The following is a 20,106-nucleotide window of genomic DNA, read 5'->3' as shown; positions in this document are numbered from 1 at the left end:
GCGAACGGCGTCTGCTGACGACCGTCCGTCAATTCTAACATGCCTGCGCATCGGCGAAGCGAGCGTAGACGCCGCGCCGGCGATGCAAGAAACCAAGTAAAAGCGGCAGCCACGCGATGGTGCTCGACGCTGGCTCGGGGACGCTCGCAGCTGCCTCCTCGTTGCCGACAGATCCAAAATGGCTCCGCCACACGGCGAGATCGCCAGCATCGACGACGCCGTTGGCATTGCCGTCGGCGCCCGCGCCCGCCACGGCGACCGAGCTACCGAGTGATCGCTGCCAGGCGAGGAAATCGGCCCCGTCGACTCGGCCGTCGAGGTCGTAGTCTCCGGCCGCTCCGACCTCCGCGAGTTCAATGACGCCTACCAGCGTTTCACCGTTGCTCAACAAGAACTCGAACTTGAGTCCGTCGAGATTGATCGCTCCGCCGCTGACATCGAGCAACGTCCCGAGATTGAGCACCGTTCCCCCTTCGGCGAGATAGAGTTGGCCCGTGGGGTTGAACTCCGTCACGCGAAACGCATTGCTGTTGTCGGCTTCGTCCCAGCCAGCGAGAGACTGATCAGCGAGGCTGCGCCAGCCGACCGCACGCCGCAGCTTGCCGTCCGTCGAAGCGATCGAGTACGCCGCAATCGAAACGTCGAAGAACGGCGACGCGTTGCGAATGCCCACAGCCCCTGTGAGGGGGTTGATCGTCATCACGAGGTTGTTGATGACGTCGACGCCAATCTCAGCCCGAACGCCCCCTTGCTCCGTTCCGCCGCCAGCGAGCGAGTACTCGAACGTCAGTTCCACCGTGCCGCCGACGTCGTCGCCAAACTTGGCGGGAGGAACGATAATCACCGGCCGACCAATTGAGAGCCGCGTGCCAGGCGCAAACAACTGCGATCCGGCCGTTTTGAACTCCGTAATGCGACTGCTGTTTGAATTGTTGGCTTCATCCCAGCTGCTGAGTCCCTGATCTTGGAAACTCTGCCACGCTCCATTGGCAGGATTCAACTTGCCTGCCGGCGAGGAGATCGTGTACCCGTCGATGGAGAGCGTGAGATCGCCCATGTTGACGATTGATGCTTCGCCAGTGCGCCAATCGACCAACAGTTGCAGCCGGTCGCCTTGCCCAGTGAAGTCGAACAACTGCTCGTGCACGGCGCCAACGATTTTGTCCTCAAGGCCGTACGCGAGTCGGCCAGGATTGCCGTAGTAGTAGTTCGAGGAGTCGGCCTCGTATCCCCCTGCCCTCAGCACTCTCTCCGAAGGGATGTATCCCATCACGTCGTTGCTGTAGGCGTTGACCCACACCTTGTCGCCCAGCTCGGCCTTCAGACGCAGTGAGTAGTCCGCCACGACCTCGCCTTCCATGAAGACCATTGCCAAGTCTTTGCCGAAGGTCCAAGAAGTAACGCCGTAATTCATTGAGCTCGGCGATGGCGCCAGCATTGTTCCGGGAGGATCTCCCGGCTGCAGCGTCGTGGCGAAGTCGAGCTTCACTTCCGTCTGAAACGCCGATATCTGCGACGAGACGGGCGTCATCAAATTGTTATCGATCAATCGGCGCACTTCGTTGGCAACGGTGCGGCCATGATTGAACGCCGCTAGCGATGTTCCCGCCGGAGTCGGATTCGAATCTGCTGCAGCGCCGATCATGATCATCGCCGCCGCGCCAGGGTAGAGCGTCTCGATCGCCTGCCGTGCGTAGCCCGGCCAGTCGCCGCTGACGAGGTTGTCGCTCGCGTTAAGCGTGGTTCCATGCGTGGCGTAGCTCGCGATAATCGCTTTCGCCTCGCCGACGGCGTTCTTCACCAGCATCACCGGCAGGTCGTGGTCGTCGACGCCTTCGCCGCGACGATTTTGGCCGAAGCCAGCAGAACCGTTGGCCCAAGAGATCTCGTGCCCTGGCGTTCGGTTGTCGAGTGCTTCGGTCGCCGCTTCTTCCATCCATTCGACGAGCTTCGCCGTGTACGCATCGACATGCTGCTGTTGCGTTGCAGGGAGCGGCGCACCGAACAAATTCGGCAAGTACCCGCTCACGCACGGACAACTGTGCGAGTGGGTGCAGGTCATCACGATTCGCTCTTGCGCGATCCCCAAGTTGTTGGCCAGCTTGGCCCGCAACGGATCGACGACGTTGTCCGGCAACCCGGTGCTGTCGACGGTTAGCAGTAGCGATGTTTCAGCGCCCATGCCGAATGCCGCAGCCTGAACGAAAATGTTCTGCTGCACGCCAGTCGACTCGGCCAGCGTCGCTCGACCAGCGTATCCACTCAGCATGATCGGAGTCAGCGGGTTGATGTTGACCTTCGCCGTTCCGAAATATCCGTCCTGCCCATAGCAGACGGCGCTCGTCAGGCAGGCAAGCAGAAGGCTCGCCTGCCTGAGAGCGTTGCGAAATCGATTCATGCTTAGCCTCGGGTTCTGGCAGCCGCTCGGCGAGAAGATCTCCCACCGAGGCAACCGAGGGCAATTAGCAAGGTGCTCAACGTAGCCGGCTCAGGAACAGCAGCCGTAGCAACTTCACCTGCCGCCGTGGCGCTTCCGAAGCTACTTTTCCAGATCGTGAGGTCAGCGGCGTCGACGACGCCGTTGCCGCTGCCGTCGGCGCCCGAACCTGGCGTCACCGAACTACCGAAACCGCGCTGCCATGCCAAGAAGTCGGCGCCATCGACTTTGCCGTCGTTGTTGTAGTCGCCAGCCCCCGGGTTGAAGGTCGGGATCGTGCCGAACTTCACGACGCCGTTCTTCACTTCGCCAGTGCTCAGTTTGTACTGGAACGCGAAGTCGCTAAGTGACAGCGCGCCGCTCGCCAACGAAACCGGAGTGCCGAGATTAAGCACCGTTCCGCCGCCATTCAGCGTCGTCGTGCCGCTCGTCTTGAATTCCGTGAGCCGATTCGCATTGGCGTTGTCAGCTTGATCCCAGCCTGTGACTCCTTGATCTTGCAAGCTGTTCCACGTTCCATTCGCAGTGAGGAACTTTCCAGAAGTCGACGTCACGGTGTAGCCGTCGATCGTTGCCGAGAAGTACGGGGACTCGTTCTGAATGGCTGCCTTGCCCGTCGACGGATCGATCGTCAGGACGACGTTGTTGAGCCGGCCGGTGTACTCAATGATGCCATTGAAGGTTCCCTGCCCCGGTACGTTGTATTGGAAACCGAGGTCGGCGCCGGGCTCAATTCCCAACGCGGCGGGCGCTGTTGGCATGAACGGATTGCCGATCGCAAGCTGACTGCCAGCATTGATCGATGACGAACCATTCGTACGAAACTCCGTCCGTCGCGAATTGCTCGAATTGTCCGCCTCATCCCAGGCGGTCACGCCTTGATCTTGCAGGCTGTTCCAGCTGCCGGTGAGTGCTCCCGACGGCGAGGTGACCGTGTAGGCGTCAAACGCGATCGGCGAGCCGACCTTGTTCTGGATATTAACGGCGCCAGTCGCGCGGTCGACGTTGAGGACGAGCAAGTTGGTGTACTTGAGCGTCGCGGTCGTGTTCGTCTTGCTGACGACATACGCCGTTCCGAGCGGGCCGGCCGGCGCCAACGACGCATCGACGGTAAAGTTGCCGGCCAACTGGTTGGCAGTCACCAAGTTCCACGAGTTTCCTAATACCGGGGTGTAGCCGCTGAACTCCGGCCGCACTATGCCGGCCAGGTTCGCGGTTCCCGTGACGTTGATCGTCGAATGCGCTGCGCCGGTGATGACGGGATTGAGGACGCTCGCCGAGCCAAACGTCAGCGAGCCGGAACTCGTGAAACTCACATTGTTGCCGACGACGCGCGTGATGCGGTTAAGCGTTCCGCCGGCAATTGACAGCGAGGCGGTTCCCGTGCCGGTGGTTTCGCCAAGCGTCAACGCAGTGCCGCTGCCGCCGCCGGTCGTTAGCTGTTGGGCGGAGAGCGTACCGCCGCGTTTCACGGTGAGAAACGTGTTGACCGATTGCCCCATCACGATGTTGCCGAGGACCGTGTTGCCGCCAGTGTTATTAGCAATGGCCTGCAGGTCGCCGCCGCTGCGAATTTCGAGCGTCGACGAATCCATGATGACGCCGCCGACGGCAGGCGTCGCGCCAGCGACATAGGCCTGCCGCGAGCCGCCGATGACGGCCACCTCGTTGTATTGCGCCTCGGGCGTGAAACCGGACGACCAATTGGCGCCGGCGTTCCAGTCCGCTGGGCCGGCGACGTTAAAGCTAACCAAGATATCTTGCGCGGCGGCCCAGGGGCTGCCCACGCATAGTCCTGTCGCCGCAGCGAGGGACAAGAAAGTACGTTGAAGCGAACGCATAGAAGATGCTCCTCAAGGCTGAACAACGGAGAAAGAAGCCAATAATCCAGCGCGATGCACGGACTCAACGCCCGTTGCGATCGAGGGACTAAGCGCCTCGCTTCCGTCGCTTCATGGAGAGCATCCCGGCCGCTCCCAACGCCAACGCAAGCGATGTCGGTTCGGGAACAGCGGCGATTGCCGCTTCCGCCGCCTCGACGCCGCCCGGAAAGCTCGTCTTCCACTGTTGAAAATCGTCGAAGTCAACGAAACCGCTGTCGTTGACGTCGCCCTGCGTTCCCAGCGGAACGATCGTGAAGCTGTTGGCCTGGATTAGGAGGTAATCGTTGATGTTCACGATCCCGTTGCCGTCGGCGTCGCCGGCAACGCCCGGGTTGTAGACGCCCGATGCGTTGTAGGTGAACCAATCGACGGCGCCGTTGTTGGGGGAATAGTCGGGCGTCGTGGTATTTTCAGCGACGAAGAGCACATTGAACGAAGTCCCCGGCGGATTGAACGTTCCGCCGCCCGGTTGAATTGCTGTCCGCGAAACGGAGAACTCGATGAAGTCCGCCCCGCCCGAGGCGTTCGAATCGCCGGCAACGGCCAACTTTCCCGCTGCCGAGCCGGCATGGCCGCCCGCGGCGTTCCACTGGTTCCAGCCGCCGGTGCCGCCCAGGTTGAACTCAGCGCCGATCGAGAAGTTGATTCCGCCGGCCGCCGTCAGGCCTGTCGTCGCGTTCTGATCCAAATCAATGAAGATCCAGTTCGACGCGCCGGTGACCATATTGTCGCCGGAATTGCGGTAGAGGAAGTAGAAGAAATTGTCGTCATGCGCGACGGCGCCTTGGCGGATATCGATCGGCACGAAAGATCCCGTCGATCCGTCGCCGGTCGTGTCTTCGTTGAAGCGGGAGATCGACAGCCATTCAGAGATGTTGCCATCTAGCTTGATGAACCCGTTCGGCACCGGATTGCTAATCGTCTGCACCGAGGCGGCGAAAGTATTCGTCGAGATCGCACATGATAGGCAAGCGGACAGCAAACTCAACGTAGCGAACTGGCGTCTCATGAAGTTTCTCCTCGAGAGGGAACAAACGATTGGCTGTTGATGAATCGGCGGCGGGGACTACCGCCTGGCGTGAAACAAGCGTCCGCCCGCGCCGGGCCGAAGCTTGAAACCAAATTGGCTACTTCTTCTTGGTAGTAAACGCGAGCTGCAGTTCTTGGGCATTCGCGCTCGTGATCTCGACCTCTTGCGGCGAGTCGGCAAGTTCGAGCGATTCCACGATGGGGACCGGGCCGCGCTGCGGATCGTTCCGCGTCTTGCCGGTCGATTTCATCGCCTGCACGGTGACGAGGTACTTGCCCGGCTTCGCCTTATCAGCGCTAGGAATTTCGAAAGTTCCATTGGCGAGAGCGCCGCCGATCCCTCGTCCCGCGGGGTTATCTGCCGGCTTAAACGAGATGGTTCCCGTTTCAATCGGCGCGCCGTCGACGGTCGCTTGCCCGCCAAGCGCACCAACGGCGCCCGCTCCGCATCCGGCGAGGCTCGCCGTGATGGCAGCGAGTACCAAGGCTTTGGTAACAAATGCAGTGCTCATGGCAGCGTCACCACCTCGTCGCCGGCGGGAGTGCCAAGGGCGCGCCACACGATGAGATCAACGCTGTCGCTGATCAGATTCGCCGAGCCGTCGCAGCGACTCGTAACGACGCCGCCTGCGTGATAGCTTCGCGCCGTGTGGAGGATCTTGTTCAAATCACTCTCAGCGCCGTCGCAAGGCGCTTTGGCGCCGGGAATCTTGTCTTGTTCGTCACACCAACGAACGTGATCGGGCGTCGTATCATTCGGCAGACGGAACTGCATAAAGACGGGACCCTCGTCGTACGCGAAGGCTCCCCGCATTGAACAGACGCCGCCGACGATCAGTTCCGCAGTCAGCAAAGTGTTCGACGTTCCGTCGGTGATCTGGCCGAAGTCATCGCCGTGATTGAAGCTAAAAACGCCGTCAACTCTCGGCGTGCGACCAACTTCTCTCGAAGCCTCGAGATAGCTCGATTCCGCAGTGCCTCTAAAATCAGAAGTGTCCGCAATGCTACCGAAGTTGCCCGCGTAAGAGAGCCGTCCCCAGCCCTCGATATCTCCTCCGCCAGCGCACGGAGACCCTTCGTTCCAGTTGGTGCTCACGCTCTCGTCTGAAGGGCAATGGAAGCCAGGGATCTTCGCTGTTCGGACCGCTTTGATGGTCGCCGACGGCGACGCGACGATGCCAGGATTCCAGTCCCAGTCGATCGCTCCGCTAATCGGCGCTTGCTCCATTACTCCAAAGAGCCGCGCCACCCACGACCATTCAGCGCCCGTCGCGAGCCCTCCCTTGCCATAGTCGTTCTTCCCGAGCATGCCATACCCGATCGGGAGCGCACCATGCGCCGAGTGGTAATTCTGGCATCCTAACGCGATCTGCTTCGAGTTGTTGACGCACTGCGATCGCCGGGCTGCTTCCCGCGCCGCTTGCACAGCCGGCAGCAAAAGCGCCACCAGCACGCCAATGATGGCAATGACCACAAGCAACTCAACCAGCGTGAATCCATGACGCTGGAGATGGTTCGCTCTTCGTTGTTCGGTGAAAACTGACATCGATAGTGCCCTGATCCTGAAAAACGACGCCTACTTCCTGACGGGAGCCGAAACTCCTCCATACGCACTCAGCCGTCCCTCGCTTCGGCGCACCAGCCAGGATCGGAGTCGGTTGGGCGCTGCCCCCTGACAACCCGCCCAACCTCTCCCGATCTGCTGCATTCGCCCCGCGCGGGCTGGCAAAATATTGGATAACGTATTGCTTTTTGCGACATCTGCAGAGGATCCATCTCATGCGCTGAACCTGATGCCCCAAGGCTATTCAGCGACGAATCATCGAGCTGCACAAAGGGAAAAGTGCGGCGAAATGCTTCGTTCCTTGCCCTTTGCGGAGCCTGTTGACGCTGCTTGCACCCGCCGCCGGCGTGCATTAACGTTAACTCTACTGTCGCCCAGCGCAACGCCACAATATTTTTTTGCGACTGGGTCTTTTCGTTTTTCTGACTTCCGCACGTGCGGTTCGCCGTAGGAACAACGCGAGATGGATGCTTCGACTCCCCACGTCGCCCTCATTATTGAGACCTCGATGGCTTATGGTCGGGGGCTACTCAAGGGAATTTCGCAGTACGTCACGGAGCATGGCTACTGGTCGACGTACATCGATCAGCGCAGCCTCAACGATCCGCCGCCTGGATGGCTCCAAGACTGGAATGGGCATGGCGTCATCATGCGCGCACAGACCCGGCGGATGGCGCAGATCGTCGCTGATCTGAAAGTCCCCGCGATCGATACGTTGCACCAGTACAGCGGCTTAGACGTTCCGATCGTCATCCCCGATCACCGCGCCATCGCCGTCATGGCGGCGCAACATCTACTCGAACGACACTTCAGGCATTTCGCATTCGTCGGCGTCGAGCGATCGTACTGGTCGAAGGCGCGACGCGACGGGTTCGTCGACGCGCTGCGTGCGGCGGGCCATCCCTGTCACGTCTACTCCCCGCTGTCGCGGCGTCGCTTTACGGAGAGTTGGGAAGGCGGTCAGCAAGATCTCACCGAGTGGATCGCCGATCTACCTAAGCCGCTTGGCATCTTCACGGCTCACGACCTGCGGGCGCTGTGCGTCCTCGACGCCTGTCGCCGCGGGGCGCTCAACGTGCCCGAGCAAGTTTCCGTCGTCGGCGTCGACAATGATGAGCCGCTCTGCATGCACGGCGATCCGCCCCTTTCCAGCGTTATTCTCGATCATGAGTTGATGGGCTATCGGGCGGCAGAGCTCCTCGACCGCATGATGAAGGGGAAGAAATACTCCAAAAAGCCGATCATGATTCAACCTCGAGGCGTTATCGCCAGACGCTCGACGGACGTCGTAGCGATTGATGACGCGCTAACCGCGAAAGCAGTCCGTTTCATCAAACAGCATGCGTGCGAGGGTGTCGACGTCGCCGACGTGGCGCGGCATTGCGGTATTTCTCGCCGGACGATGGAGCGGACGTTCGCTCACTTTTTAGGGATGTCGCCGCACGATCAGATCGTGAGGACCAAAGTCGCACGTGCCAAGCAGCTGTTAGCGGAAACAGACTACGCTCTGGATACTGTAGCAGCAAAAAGCGGGCTTTCGCATGCCGCATACTTGAACGTGCTTTTCAAACGCGAGGTAGGTCAAACGCCTGGAGAGTTCCGCAAGCAAATGACCGTCGCGAGCGGGTGATGACTCACGCTCGAAGTTGTCGCATGCAGTCGTTTTCGCGGTGTCTGCAGAATTGCGCTTTGCGCCGGTGGAGCCAGAACGCAACTCAAGCGTGCGAAGACGCGAACCAAGCTCCGCATGTCCTACCGCGTCGTGTTTAACTTTAACGTCCTTCGCGCGTGAGTATTACTACTGCGTCGCAATTACTCGGCATTGGGTGGTGCCGACGTCGAGCGTCAGCCATTCCTTCGGAAATCCACCGAAGCGGTCTCCAGAGTTCGCTGGCTTTTGCAGCCCGGCCAGGAATAGCCAGCGGTCGGCCATATTGCGAGTGTCGACCATGTAGGCATCGTAAGCGACGGCAGGCTCTCCGCTCGCTGCCGGATCTTGGATGTCGCTCCGTGGTTTCACGCGGAAGAAGCCACGCTTCAGTGGTACGGATGTGCTCGGGGCGCTAACACTCGTCGGCGGTTTCAGATACTCGCTGTCGAGGCCGGCGACGTCTTGGAACATTAGGAACGACAATTCATTTCTGCCGTTCTTCGTTAGCGCAATCGGTCGCGTTTGCCGATCTCCGTTTTTGTCGAGCCAAGATTCGGCTCCTATGTAAACCGCCGCATGCTTTTCGCCGTTGGCGATACCGCGGCTCCCGTCAAAAATTGGCTCGTCCGTGTAGTACCTAATTACGTCCCCGAACTGGGGAGTCTCGACTTCGACGAAATGCTGCATGTGATGTCGGAACTCTACCGGGCCCATGAATCTAGGTTCACTCCACTCGGCGGGTTTCAGCAGCCGACTCTGCGCGTAACGCGATTGCGAATCGGCAATCGCAGCGATGGCGTGATACCAGCAATTTGGGCCATACGCATTCTCGCCAAGGCCTCCTTTGCGCGACTGAGCGCCTATGAACTGCAAGTAGGCCGCTCCTGAGTGGGGAGAGAGCAGCGTTAGCGGCGACGTGCGCAGTGGATTTTCGGCGATGAGGACGTCCCGCGGCGAGTCGACGCGTTTCGGGTGACCCCAAGTGTAGTACTTAATTTCTCGTATCGCGGCGTCGCGAACTGGCGCCGGGAGTTCGGCCCATTCGCTTGTTTTGATGATCAATATCGGCGTTTCTTCGCCCTCCTGTCGGTACTTGTCGAAGAGCGGGCAGTCGCACTGAGAGGGGTCGTCAATACAAAGATCGACTTTGTATCCTTCGTAGAGCCCTGCTTCGATACGCTGCACAATTTCTTGTTCGACGCGAGCGTCATCAAAATATGGCGAGTCGATCAGCAGCGTCGTTCTCAGCTCCAACTCCTCCGCGACCGTGGGCGTGGCAAGCAATAGCAGGACGAACGTAAGAAGATGGCTGCAGCGTCTCATAGCGACTCCCTCAAGGTACCAACGAAGATAAAGCCAGAATCAATATGGCGTATCTCCGGGCGGGAGTTTTACCGTACTGCGGTTTCTTCGCCAAACGAAAATCACTAAGAAGGCGCGGGAAAGAGCGGTCGGAACGCTCTTTTTGCAGAAAAGCCGCAACGACACCGCGGACGGGGCGCGTTCGTGGCGAAGTTCTTGCTGTTTTATGCGTTCAATTTGGCTGCGACTCTAGGGGCTCGCTTCAGTCTTCTCCTGCTGTTGCGACGCCGTTCCCGGGGGCGACGAGATTTTGTCGGGGAACGTGACCTTTTTCTCCTCAGCGCAGCCCAGGCACCCGATCGTGACGAACAGCAGCGACAGAATCGTGAGCATGCGGACCATGGCGTGACCTTCGAGGGAACTAGTACGGGTAATTGACCGCGAGCGTGGGCTACAGGGCGTCGGAACTCACCGCCTCTTCGCCGCGGATCGTGGAGAGCGAAAGGTACAGCGTCTTGTCGATGTTCTTGTTGAGCGGATGAACCGAGCCGTCGGCGAAGCAGAAGAGGACGACGTCGCCGGAGTGGACGGAGCCGTAGTACCAGCGTTTCGTGAGATAGTTGCCGCCCTGCGCGAGATTCTGTTCAAACGCCAAGTCGAGACCTTTTTCCGTGGGCATCGTCCCCCAACCAGCCCAAGCGTAGCCTTGGGTGAAGCCGTCGAATTTGCCCGCAACATTGTCATCCGGAATGGATGTGCCGATGGTGCCAGGCGCTTCGCCAAACATCATGGTTTGCGACATGCCGTCGAGAACTTGTCCAACGCGAATTTTCGAGCGGATGCCGAAGAGGCCGATTAGCTCATCATCGACCACGCGCGAAATACCGTTCATTTGATAGGTGAGACCAGGGCCAACTTGCCCGTAAACGCCCGCATTGCCTAAGTAGTGGGTGATGCCGATGTTGAATTCGGGTTCAAATCCCTCGGAGCTGAACTTAAGAGCGCCGCCGCCCAGGAAGCCCCAGACCTTGCTGATGCGTCGGGTTTGCGGCGGTTCGCTCCCAACGCTCGGGCACAGGAGTGTGGAGAGGTTCGCGTGGGAGGCCTCCCACGCGACCGTCTTGGCAAGATCGTAATAGGGCTTGTCGTACGTTTGGATGCCAACCTTGACGTTGGAATCAAACATGGTGAAAACGGTTTGTGCTTCCATGTAGGGAAGCAGCATTGTCAACACGCCCGTGTGCTGGTGATTTCGTCCCTGACTGTCAGGCGTCGCTTTCGGATCGGAATAGTCAAAACCAGCCAGGTAGCAAGGAAACCGCTTGTTCGCCGATTCGTAGTTGAGCGCAGCGAATCCAGTCTGCCGCAAATTACTCGTGCAACTGCTCCGCCGCGCCGCTTCGCGCGCCGCTTGAACGGCTGGGAGTAGTAGGGCGACCAGCACGCCGATGATGGCGATCACCACCAACAATTCGACGAGCGTGAAGCCGCGGAAGCCGCGGCGGATCGAAACGGCGGACGTCGATGCCAACGGCATGCTGACCTCAAAGGGTTTGAACGCAAAAGCTCGGCGCCGTCTCGCATCCGCCGAGCGGACGACGCTGTCGGCGCCCTGCGTGTTTGCACGGGCGGCGATGTGCTTCAAGCTAGTAGTCAAAGGGCTGGAAATCAAGCGAGCGTCCCCTTCGCGCGGAGTTCGGCGGCCATCGCCTTGTCTATCTTTCCCAGGTTGCGGTAGACGCCGGCGAGCGCCTGATGGGCATCGGTGAAACGGGGCGCCTGCTTGACGCACAACTCTAGCGCCTCGACCGCTCCGGCGTCGTCGCCGAGCGCCGTTAAGGCTTGCCCGATCGTCAGGTGAACGCGCGGAAAGTGGTGCACCAATTCGGCCGCAATGAGCGCGTCGTCTAGCGCCGCTTGCGGGTTGCCGAGTTCGAGCTTCGCCCGGCCCATTCCTGCGTAGGCGACCGGGCTGTCGGGATCGATCGATAGCGCTTTTTCAAACGCAGCAATCGCTCGTTCGAACCGCTTCGTGGAGAGATAAACCTCGCCGAGTTTGATGTGAAGACCGGGCAAACGCGGCTCGGCGGCAGCGACAATATCTAGATGCCGCAATGCTGCCTCCGCATTCCCCTCCGCAAACTCAAGCGTTCCCAGCATCATGTGGAGCCGCGGTTCGTTCGGCGCGGCCGCGAGCAGCCCTTCGATGGCGGCGCGCGCCGCCGCGCGATCGTCGACGCCAAGATAGCACGATGCGGCCAGCAGTCGCGTCGGCCCGGCGTCGCGGACGCTCGCATCGAGCCCGTCGAGCACCTTGATCGCGCGGGCGAAGTCCCGCGAATCGGCGAGCGACTGGGCAAGATTAAACTGGTTGCAAGCGATCGTGTCGCGGATCGTCTTCTGCACGTCGTCGCTGGGGGCGTCGACGTAACCTAAGGCCGCGAGTTGGGCGAGGACGGTTTGGTTTTCGACCGGATCAATCCGCAAGTCTGGCGGATGGAGGCCAGCGTCGCCTTCGACTTCCTCCCACGATTCGATCCGCTCGCGCGGCGTCTGGTTTTCCAGCACCTCGGCGAGGACGCGGCCCGGCATATCATACGCGGCCGGCAAGCCGAGCAGATGGAGCACCGTCGGCGTCACGTCGAGGATGCTCGCCCCGTACAGCCGTGAGCCGCGGCGAATGCCGGGGCCTTGGGCCGCGAGGATGCCGAACGGACGATGCCAGTCGGTAGGGCCCGATTTGCCTTCGCGCGGATCGGGGCGGAGATGGTCGTTAAAGTAGCCATGATCCGACATCAGGATGACGGCCGTCTCCTCGCCGGCGAGCGTCAGCAGCGTCTGCAGCATCATGTCGTGGAAGCGATAGATGCCCGTCATGCAGTGGCGATAGGCCTCGAACTCAGCGTCGCTCACCTGCTCCATCTGCGGCGGGTGGCAGTGCATGAACTCATGCCCGAAGCGATCGATCCCCTCGTAATACACCGCGGTGAAGTCCCACTCGGTCGAGGTCATCAAGTGGGTGGCGACAGCGTGGATCGTCGCCGTCTGAGCGAGCATATGCTGCAGCTTGCCGAGGCGATGCTCAGGCTGATTGAGCAACTGCGCAGCTCTCGGGACGAACGGCAGCAGCGCCGTGGCGTCGATCTCGCCGGGGAGCACGCGGAACGCCGCCAATTGTTCCGTCAATTCGGGCGGATGGATCGCGTGCAGGGCGACCGGCGACGGAACTTCGTCGGCGACGGTGAACTGCTCGAACTGATTCGACGCCATCACGCCGGCGATTGGCTCGGCCGGATGCGAGGCGTACCAACCGACGACGTTCGACCGGAGGCCGCTCTGTGTGAGGATGTTCCAGAGGGCTTTGCATTTACGGCTGGTGCTGGCCGCGGGGCGCACGCCGCTGCCGTCGGGCGTAGGCTCGGTGAAGCCGTGGACGCCGTGTTGATCGGGACGTTTGCCCGTGGCGATGGTGTTCCACAGCATCGGCGAGAGGATCGGCCGTGTCGTCGCGAGGTTGCCCCAGGCGCCGGTCCCGAGGAGCGACGCCGTGGTCGGCATCAATCCTTGCTCGATGAGCGGGTGGATCATCTGCCAATCGGCCGCATCCCACCCGACGAGCAACACGCGCCGCGGTCCGCCGGGAGATCGAACTGGTTCGATCGGCTTCACGACGACTTTCGGCGTCCGTGGCGCCGCCGCAGAATTTCGAGCCCCCCTGCCCCGGCCGCCAGCAGGCCGAGAGCGCCCGGTTCAGGAACGGCCGCAACCGTTGTCGCGGCTGCGACGCCGTTGCCGAAGGCCGATTTCCAATCTTCGAGATCGGCCGCGTCGTAGGTGTCGCCAAAGCTGCGCTGCCAGACGAGGAAGTCGGCGCCATTGACGACGCCGTCGACGTTGAAGTCGCCCAGGCCGCCGGCCCCGGTCATGATCGGAACGTCGGCTTGGTTTTCCCAAGCCCAGTCGTGAATGACGAACGTCCCGGCCGCTTGGTTGACGCTGACGCGGATCCACGAGTAATGCAATTCCGAGCCGATCGGAAAGGCGAAGCCAAGGTACTTATTCACGGCGTTGTTGAATTGCGCCGAAGGGTTCTTCGCGCCGTACGCCATCGAGAATGCGAACCCGCCCAGGGACGATTGATCGATCGTGACGCCGGCATTGAGAGCCGAGGCGTAGTTCAAGCCGTTTGCTGCGAAACCAGCGACGGCCCCAGGAGCGAACGAAACGGTCCCGCCTTGGTAGTTGCCCTGCGTGAAGACGTAGTTCTTGAGCACGATGTCGACGTTATTATCGCCGTCGATTTTGAGCGTCTGATAGTTGAACTGCGAAATCGAAATGTTTTGGATGCCGGAGTAGACGACCGCGCCGTCGGCGTCAGTGGCTGAACCTGTTGCGGCAACAGTCGCCGCCAACGCATAGCCAGCGCGACGGCTCAGCGCTGCCGCGGAACTTGAAGCGTGTTCAACGCTCATGGGATGATCGACTCCATGTCAGAAATCGCCGGTTGCCGACCGCAGCGGTCGGCAACCAGCGTCAATTGCGAAGCACAAACGACACCTCGTCGTGCAGGGATGCACTGACGAAGCGAACGAACGGCAACGACGGACTGCCTTAAGCAGCCGCCTTCTGCCGACGGATGGCCGCGATGCCCGCGGCGCCGCAGGCCAACAGGCCGAGCGTGGCGGGTTCGGGAACCAGGCCCGCGCCAGCGGCGATGCCGACGCCAGCGGTGCTCTCGTAGGCCCAGTCCTTCACAACGAACGTCTTGGCAGCGTTGTTGACGTCGACGCGCACCCAGCCGTAGTAGGTGTTCGGACCCGAGGGGAAGCTCAAACCCAAAAACGCGTTGGTGACGTTGTTGAACTGAGCATTCGGATTAACAGCGCCGTACGCCATCGAGCCAAAAAATGACGGGCCCAACGTGCCGCTGTTGATCGGGCTGCCCGCGGTCAATGCCGAGGCGTAGCTAATGCCGCTGGTGAACCCGACGAGTTTGCCGGGAGCAAAAGAAACGGTCGCGCCTTGGTAAGAACCGCCGCCGAAGACGTAGTTCTTCAACAGCAGGTCGTTGAAGCCGTCGCCGTCCAGATTGATCGTCTGGGAATTGCCAGAGTTGATGCTGATGTTCTGCGGGCCCGAGTAAATGACGGCAGCATCGGCATCGGTCGCGCCGACGGCAGCAGCGCCGGCAGCTAGGGCGTACGCCGCCCGGCGCTTCAGCACCGACGGCGCTAAAGAGGAAGCAGCTTGATCTACTTGCATGAGCGTTACTCCACACGAATCAATGGTGCGAACTCAACACGCCCACTCGCCAATCTCAGCCGCCTCCAGCGAAGATGGGAACTCCGAAATCTGTTCGGAGTCACGGGCGAGTATAGGCGGAGCGGCGGTTGTGTTCAAGAAAACGACGCCGGTTTGACGTTCAGGCAGCGACGCCCTGCGGCAGACCGCAATCGAGCGACCAAGCCCAAGCCGGCAAAGGCGGCGGCCATCAGCAGCGCTCCGCTGGGTTCGGGCACTGCGGCCGCAGCGGTCGCAGTGGCAGAAGTCGCCCCGAAATTCTCGCGCCAGACGGCGAGGTCATCCGCGTCGTAACTGTTCCCGAACCCGCGCTGCCACACGAGAAAGTCGGCCCCATCGACGTCGCCGTCGAGATCGAAATCGCCCGGCAAGGTCGTCACGGGCATGTGGGTGACGCTAATCGCCAACTCGTAGAACTGCAGATTGCTGGCGTCCCCTGCTACACGGACGAAGTAATCGGCGGCCGTTGGTAGCTCGACGTCGGTCAGCAACTCGGCGATACCGATCGGCTGAGGAGCCGCCGACGCCAGGAGCGTGGCGACGCCGTTGATGAGGCCGTACAGTTCCAGGCTGAGGTTGCTTGCCTGGGCGGCGTTCGTCGTCGTGTAATTGTCGTTCGTACCGCCAATCCGCTCGTTGTAGCTCGCTCCGCGCGGCGTCAGCGTGAGGTCGACGCTCGACGGGGCGGTGACAGTGAAAGCGAAGTAGTCGAGGTCATTTGCGTTAGCGATGCTGACGAAATTGGTCTCGTCTGCCAGAACGAGCGTCCCCGTTGCGGCGTCGGCGCCGAGCGTTAGCGTCACGCCATCCGCAATGACGCCGAGCGACGTCGCTTGAGCGATCGAACCGTTGCCGCCCGCCCCGGCAAGCCGCTCGTACTTGTCGCCGTAGAGCCACTGAACGCCGCGAATGTCGTCTAGTTGCGGCCCATCGAACGAGTTGTTCGAAAAGCCTTCCATCAGGAAGGCGGCGCTGTTCGAGTCGACGTGCCCCAGCCCGAACGAGTGGCCGATCTCGTGCATCAGCGTGTTTCGCATCGCACGATAGTTGTTCGCCGTATTGCCAAAATAGGGGCTATCGCCCGTATCGACAGTGAGATCGGCGTTGGGGATGAATCCCGTCATCGCGTTGGTGCCGCCGACGCCGTCGATGAACTTGCCAGCGAGTCGCACATCGCCGCGGATGCCGAGGGCGCCGGCAAAGTTGCCATGCGTTGCTCCGTCGTCGGTCGCTTCAAACGCAAACGTTAGCCCGCTGAGGTCGGTCCAGCGGGTAAACGATTGCGAGACTTGCCCAAACCAGGGGCGCAGCGTGAGGTCAGATCCGCCGCCGGAGTAGTTGAACCGGCCGTCGAGAAACGCCACCAGGTTGCTGACGCCGCCGCTAGAAAGCGGCGTGCCGTCGGGGGCGATGCTCCAGGTGAGCGTGACGGGGAATCCTACGGCCGCGGTTGGCGACGAACTGGCGGTCGAAGCCCAGCGCCCGTTGGAGTAAAAGGCCGCCGCATCGCCGGCGCTGATCAGCACGGCGGCGGTGACGCCGAGAAGTACATTGAGAGGCAGACGCATCGTCGGGCAGAGTTCAGCTAGAGAGTTCGCCTCCGCCCAGCCTAATCGTTGGAAGGCGACTCTGCACGGCTACGGCGACGCGATTTCGGCTCTCCGTGACCGCACGGACCCTGAAATCTACAGGTAAATGGCGCCGAACATCGCCAAGCGAGACTCGCAATGCTAGAATCTGCCCGCTCGACGCCCCGCACCCGCGGCGTCGCCTGGAACGCTTCTCCGCACGCCACTCGCCGCCATTTTCGCCCGAGCCGCCGATTATGCCCATCGACTCCTACGCCAAAGACGACATCTTGACGATTCGTATTCACGACGAGCGTCTGATCGATCCCGAGCAGTTAAAGCGACTGTTCGATGACATCTACACCGTCATCGGCAAGAGCGAAGAAACGCAGGTTGTCGTCGATTTCAAGGCAGTGAAGTTCATGGCCTCGGCGATGCTCGGCAAGCTGGTCGCCATGAAGAAGAAGTGCGACGAGTTCAAGGCGAAGCTGAAGCTCTGCAGCGTGGCGCCGGAGATCTTGGAAGTCTTTAAGATCACCAAGCTGAACAAGGTCTTTGACATCCAGTCCGACGAGGCGACGGCCCGTAAGTCGTTCTCAAAGCGGGGCTTCTTCGGCTAACTCGTTGTGTTGGGCTAAACGCACAGCGAGCGGACGATTGCGACATTCCTGGGCTACAGCTGCCTACGAGATCGTCATCTTCTGACGTACGGGCGTTGGCCAACCGCCGCTAAGTCCCGATCTAAACGACATTTGCAGCTGGGCTCGTAGACCGGCGCAGCAGTTGCTGCACGGGACCATTGGCATGCCGTAGGCGGCATCACCACCTGGGTCACGGTGAACATGAGCGCAACCTTCTTCGGCGGTTTTCGCGCCGCCCTAGCCTTCCAACCGCGGCGGTTTCCGGGGCACTCGGCCGTTCTAATCCTCGCGTTTGCCGGCCAATCTGCCCTTGGTGCGGAGCCTTTGCTGGTGCAGCACGATCTCACGCAGCCGGCGACGCTGATGCGCACCATCCCTGCTGCAACCGTGAAGTCGCGGCTATTTGTCGGCACATCGCTAGAAACACCCGCCCGTGACGAAACGGCGTGGACTTCCACGACCCAAGCGGCCCGCGTGACCGCTGCTTCGCCCCGTCCGCACGCATTCCACAGCACTCCTGCGGCCAAGGGGGAGGTGCTCGGCCGCCTCCCGCTCGCCGTTTCGACCCGCTCGCAATGGGCGCCGACGAGTTCGCACTCACTAACAAGCACGTCGGCCAAACCCGCGGCGCCATCTGCTGCCCATTTGCAATCGCTCCACCAGCCTGCCGAGCAGTCCGCAGCGAACTACGCTCCATCGCACCGTTCGACGAACGGGTTTGCCCGCGCCATGCCGGCCCTCCTCGGGACAACTGCTCATGCAACCGGCGATGCTGACCGTTCAGTCTTCGTCTCGCAAGCAACGCTCAATCCCGCCTCTTTCTCGGCCGCCGGCGGCGCCACGCCGTTTACTGCGGAGGTGTCGCAACAGCCCTGGTCGCCCGCGCCGACTCGCTGATTTCTTGCCTCTCAGAAATAGCGCAGACTCTATTCGGCCAATAATGGTATCCTCACGGTCGCCGGCGGACGTTGCGCGCCGAACGCGCACCGTCTGCGCGGATGATGGGCCTCTCAGCAGCAGCCGGTTCTGCGAACGCGAAGAATCCACACTTCGCGCCGCGGCGCATAAGTTGCTCCCACGCTGCTGGTTGGCCTGTGCCGACTGCCCGCCGCCCACGCCTTGCCGCTGCTGTACAGAAGACAGACGCTTGCCATGACTCCAGACGGAACTCTCGCCGCCCGCTCACGCCACGCCAGCCAATCCGGCGGCGCCGAAGCCTCGGCGGTCGGTTTCGATGCCTACGACGTCGGCGACTTCTACGACGAGATGTTCGACGCCGAGCGGAAGCCCCGCGCTCATTACCGGGCGCTGTACGACCGCTTCTGGCAGCTTCGCACCGACGAACTCGAACGTCGCCAAATGGCGGCCGAACGCTCGATGCGCCGGCTCGGCATCACCTTCAGCGTCTATGGCGATCAAGAGGGCTCGGAGCGGATCATTCCGTTCGACATCTGCCCGCGGATCATTCCCGAAGCGGAATGGAAGTTCCTCGAGCGCGGGCTGAAGCAGCGGATCATCGCGCTCAACAAGTTCATCGACGATATCTACCACAAGCAGTCGATCGTCCGCGACGGCGTGATCCCCGAGTTCGTGGTTCGCAGCTGCGCCACGCTGCGGCAACAGTGCATGGGCCTCGACCCGCCGATGGGCATCTGGTGCCACATCACCGGTGTCGACTTGGTCCGCGATCGCGAAGGGCAGTTTTTCGTTCTTGAGGACAACCTCCGCTGTCCTTCGGGCGTCTCGTACGTTCTGCAAAATCGGCAGCTGATCAAGCAGACGTTTCCGCAGATTTTCGAGCAGGCCCATGTGCTGCCGGTCGACGACTACTGCAGTCGCCTGCTCGATGCGCTCCAGGCGCAGATGCAGCACCGCGTCCGTCAGCCGCACGTGGTGCTGCTGACGCCCGGGTCGTTCAACTCGGCGTACTTCGAACACTCGTACCTTGCCCAGCAGATGGGCATCCCGCTTGTCGAAGGACGCGACCTCGTCGTCCATGACAGCTACGTCTACATGCGGACGACCCGCGGCTTCGAGCGGGTCGACGTTATTTATCGTCGCATCGACGACGACTTCCTCGATCCGCAAGCGTTCCGCGCGGATTCGATGCTCGGCGTTCCAGGTCTGATGCAAGCCTACCGCGAAGGGCACGTCGCCTTGGCGAACGCCCCTGGCGCCGGCATCGCCGACGATAAGGTGGTTTACGCCTACGTTCCGGAGATCATCCGCTACTACCTCGATGAAGAGCCGATCCTGCCGAACGTCGAAACATTCGTCTGCTGGGACGAAACGCAGCGCAATCACGTGCTCGCCAACCTCGACAAGATGGTGGTGAAGCCGGCCAACGAGTCGGGCGGTTACGGCATGCTCATCGGCCCGCGCTCGACGAAAGAAGAGCAAGCCACCTTCGCCGAATTGATCAAAGCGAAGCCGCGCAACTACATCGCTCAGCCGACGCTCAACCTCTCCCGCGTGCCGGTGCTCACCGAGAACGGCATGGAGGGGCGCCACGTCGACCTGCGGCCGTTCGTCATCTACGGCAAAGAGATTTACGTCCTGCCGGGCGGGCTCACTCGCGTGGCACTCCGCAAGGGTTCGCTCGTCGTCAATTCGTCGCAAGGCGGCGGCAGCAAGGATACATGGGTGATGAGCGATCGCCCGGCGCCTGCTCCCGTTCCTGCCTCCGTGACCGCCGTCTCTTAGTCCGCCTCGAAAACAAACCGCTTCGAA

Annotated in this window: 16 protein-coding genes; 4 read left to right on the top strand and 12 right to left on the bottom strand. The window is 61.3% G+C overall.

Annotated elements, in window-relative coordinates; genetic code table 11:
- Positions 1 to 34: 34 nt before the first annotated feature.
- From PLANPX_RS27375 to PLANPX_RS14065, 5 genes are all read right to left on the bottom strand, one after another.
- On the bottom strand, positions 35 to 2,398 hold the full coding sequence (locus PLANPX_RS27375) for a hypothetical protein (RefSeq protein ID WP_172992063.1): 2,364 nt from the start codon (positions 2,396 to 2,398) through the stop codon (positions 35 to 37).
- A 2-nt stretch (positions 2,399 to 2,400) separates the two neighbouring features.
- Positions 2,401 to 4,278: a dockerin type I domain-containing protein gene (locus PLANPX_RS14080; RefSeq protein WP_152099348.1), complete on the bottom strand. Its 1,878-nt coding sequence runs from the start codon at positions 4,276 to 4,278 to the stop codon at positions 2,401 to 2,403.
- A gap of 88 nt (positions 4,279 to 4,366) precedes the next feature.
- Positions 4,367 to 5,329, bottom strand: coding sequence for a PEP-CTERM sorting domain-containing protein (locus PLANPX_RS14075; RefSeq protein ID WP_152099347.1), 963 nt, complete (start codon positions 5,327 to 5,329; stop codon positions 4,367 to 4,369).
- A gap of 118 nt (positions 5,330 to 5,447) precedes the next feature.
- Positions 5,448 to 5,861 (bottom strand): hypothetical protein, encoded by a 414-nt coding sequence (locus tag PLANPX_RS14070; RefSeq protein ID WP_152099346.1) that lies wholly within the window; start codon positions 5,859 to 5,861, stop codon positions 5,448 to 5,450.
- Positions 5,858 to 6,895, bottom strand: coding sequence for a DUF1559 domain-containing protein (locus PLANPX_RS14065; RefSeq protein ID WP_152101878.1), 1,038 nt, complete (start codon positions 6,893 to 6,895; stop codon positions 5,858 to 5,860). The genes PLANPX_RS14070 and PLANPX_RS14065 overlap by 4 nt, the downstream gene beginning before the upstream one ends.
- 481 nt (positions 6,896 to 7,376) lie before the next feature.
- Between PLANPX_RS14065 and PLANPX_RS14060 the strand changes: the two genes are divergently transcribed.
- Positions 7,377 to 8,543, top strand: a complete 1,167-nt coding sequence (locus PLANPX_RS14060) for a xylose operon transcription regulator XylR (RefSeq protein ID WP_152099345.1) — start codon at positions 7,377 to 7,379, stop codon at positions 8,541 to 8,543.
- Positions 8,544 to 8,711: 168 nt separating this feature from the next.
- Here PLANPX_RS14060 and PLANPX_RS14055 read toward each other — a convergent pair whose 3' ends face one another.
- The 7 genes from PLANPX_RS14055 to PLANPX_RS14030 all read right to left on the bottom strand — a co-directional run bounded on the left by PLANPX_RS14055 (position 8,712) and on the right by PLANPX_RS14030 (position 16,735).
- Entirely contained in the window at positions 8,712 to 9,887 is a 1,176-nt protein-coding gene (locus PLANPX_RS14055; RefSeq protein ID WP_152099344.1) for a hypothetical protein, read from the bottom strand.
- A 228-nt stretch (positions 9,888 to 10,115) separates the two neighbouring features.
- Entirely contained in the window at positions 10,116 to 10,268 is a 153-nt protein-coding gene (locus PLANPX_RS27370; RefSeq protein WP_172992062.1) for a hypothetical protein, read from the bottom strand.
- 49 nt (positions 10,269 to 10,317) lie between these two features.
- Positions 10,318 to 11,403 (bottom strand): DUF1559 domain-containing protein, encoded by a 1,086-nt coding sequence (locus tag PLANPX_RS14050; RefSeq protein WP_152101877.1) that lies wholly within the window; start codon positions 11,401 to 11,403, stop codon positions 10,318 to 10,320.
- 131 nt (positions 11,404 to 11,534) lie between these two features.
- Positions 11,535 to 13,535 carry an alkaline phosphatase family protein gene (locus PLANPX_RS14045; protein ID WP_152099343.1) on the bottom strand — a complete coding sequence of 667 codons (2,001 nt, stop codon included), beginning with the start codon at positions 13,533 to 13,535 and terminating at the stop codon, positions 11,535 to 11,537.
- Positions 13,532 to 14,338, bottom strand: a complete 807-nt coding sequence (locus PLANPX_RS14040) for a PEP-CTERM sorting domain-containing protein (protein WP_152099342.1) — start codon at positions 14,336 to 14,338, stop codon at positions 13,532 to 13,534. Before PLANPX_RS14040 ends, PLANPX_RS14045 begins: the two co-directional genes overlap by 4 nt.
- A gap of 139 nt (positions 14,339 to 14,477) precedes the next feature.
- A complete protein-coding gene (locus PLANPX_RS14035) occupies positions 14,478 to 15,128 on the bottom strand; it encodes a PEP-CTERM sorting domain-containing protein (protein ID WP_152099341.1) in 651 nt (216 codons plus the stop codon).
- 134 nt (positions 15,129 to 15,262) lie between these two features.
- On the bottom strand, positions 15,263 to 16,735 hold the full coding sequence (locus tag PLANPX_RS14030; protein WP_152099340.1) for a matrixin family metalloprotease: 1,473 nt from the start codon (positions 16,733 to 16,735) through the stop codon (positions 15,263 to 15,265).
- A gap of 257 nt (positions 16,736 to 16,992) precedes the next feature.
- On the opposite strand from PLANPX_RS14030, the gene PLANPX_RS14025 reads away from it, so the two are divergent.
- The 3 genes from PLANPX_RS14025 (at position 16,993) to PLANPX_RS14015 (ending at position 20,079) form a co-directional block, all read left to right on the top strand.
- A complete protein-coding gene (locus PLANPX_RS14025; RefSeq protein WP_152099339.1) occupies positions 16,993 to 17,355 on the top strand; it encodes an STAS domain-containing protein in 363 nt (120 codons plus the stop codon).
- Positions 17,356 to 17,577: 222 nt separating this feature from the next.
- On the top strand, positions 17,578 to 18,273 hold the full coding sequence (locus PLANPX_RS14020) for a hypothetical protein (protein ID WP_152099338.1): 696 nt from the start codon (positions 17,578 to 17,580) through the stop codon (positions 18,271 to 18,273).
- 369 nt (positions 18,274 to 18,642) lie between these two features.
- On the top strand, positions 18,643 to 20,079 hold the full coding sequence (locus PLANPX_RS14015; protein WP_172992364.1) for a circularly permuted type 2 ATP-grasp protein: 1,437 nt from the start codon (positions 18,643 to 18,645) through the stop codon (positions 20,077 to 20,079).
- Positions 20,080 to 20,106: the final 27 nt, after the last annotated feature.

Origin of the sequence: Lacipirellula parvula, assembly GCF_009177095.1 — a bacterium.
Lineage (GTDB): Bacteria > Planctomycetota > Planctomycetia > Pirellulales > Lacipirellulaceae > Lacipirellula > Lacipirellula parvula.
This window is presented reverse-complemented; position numbering and strand designations above follow the sequence as displayed.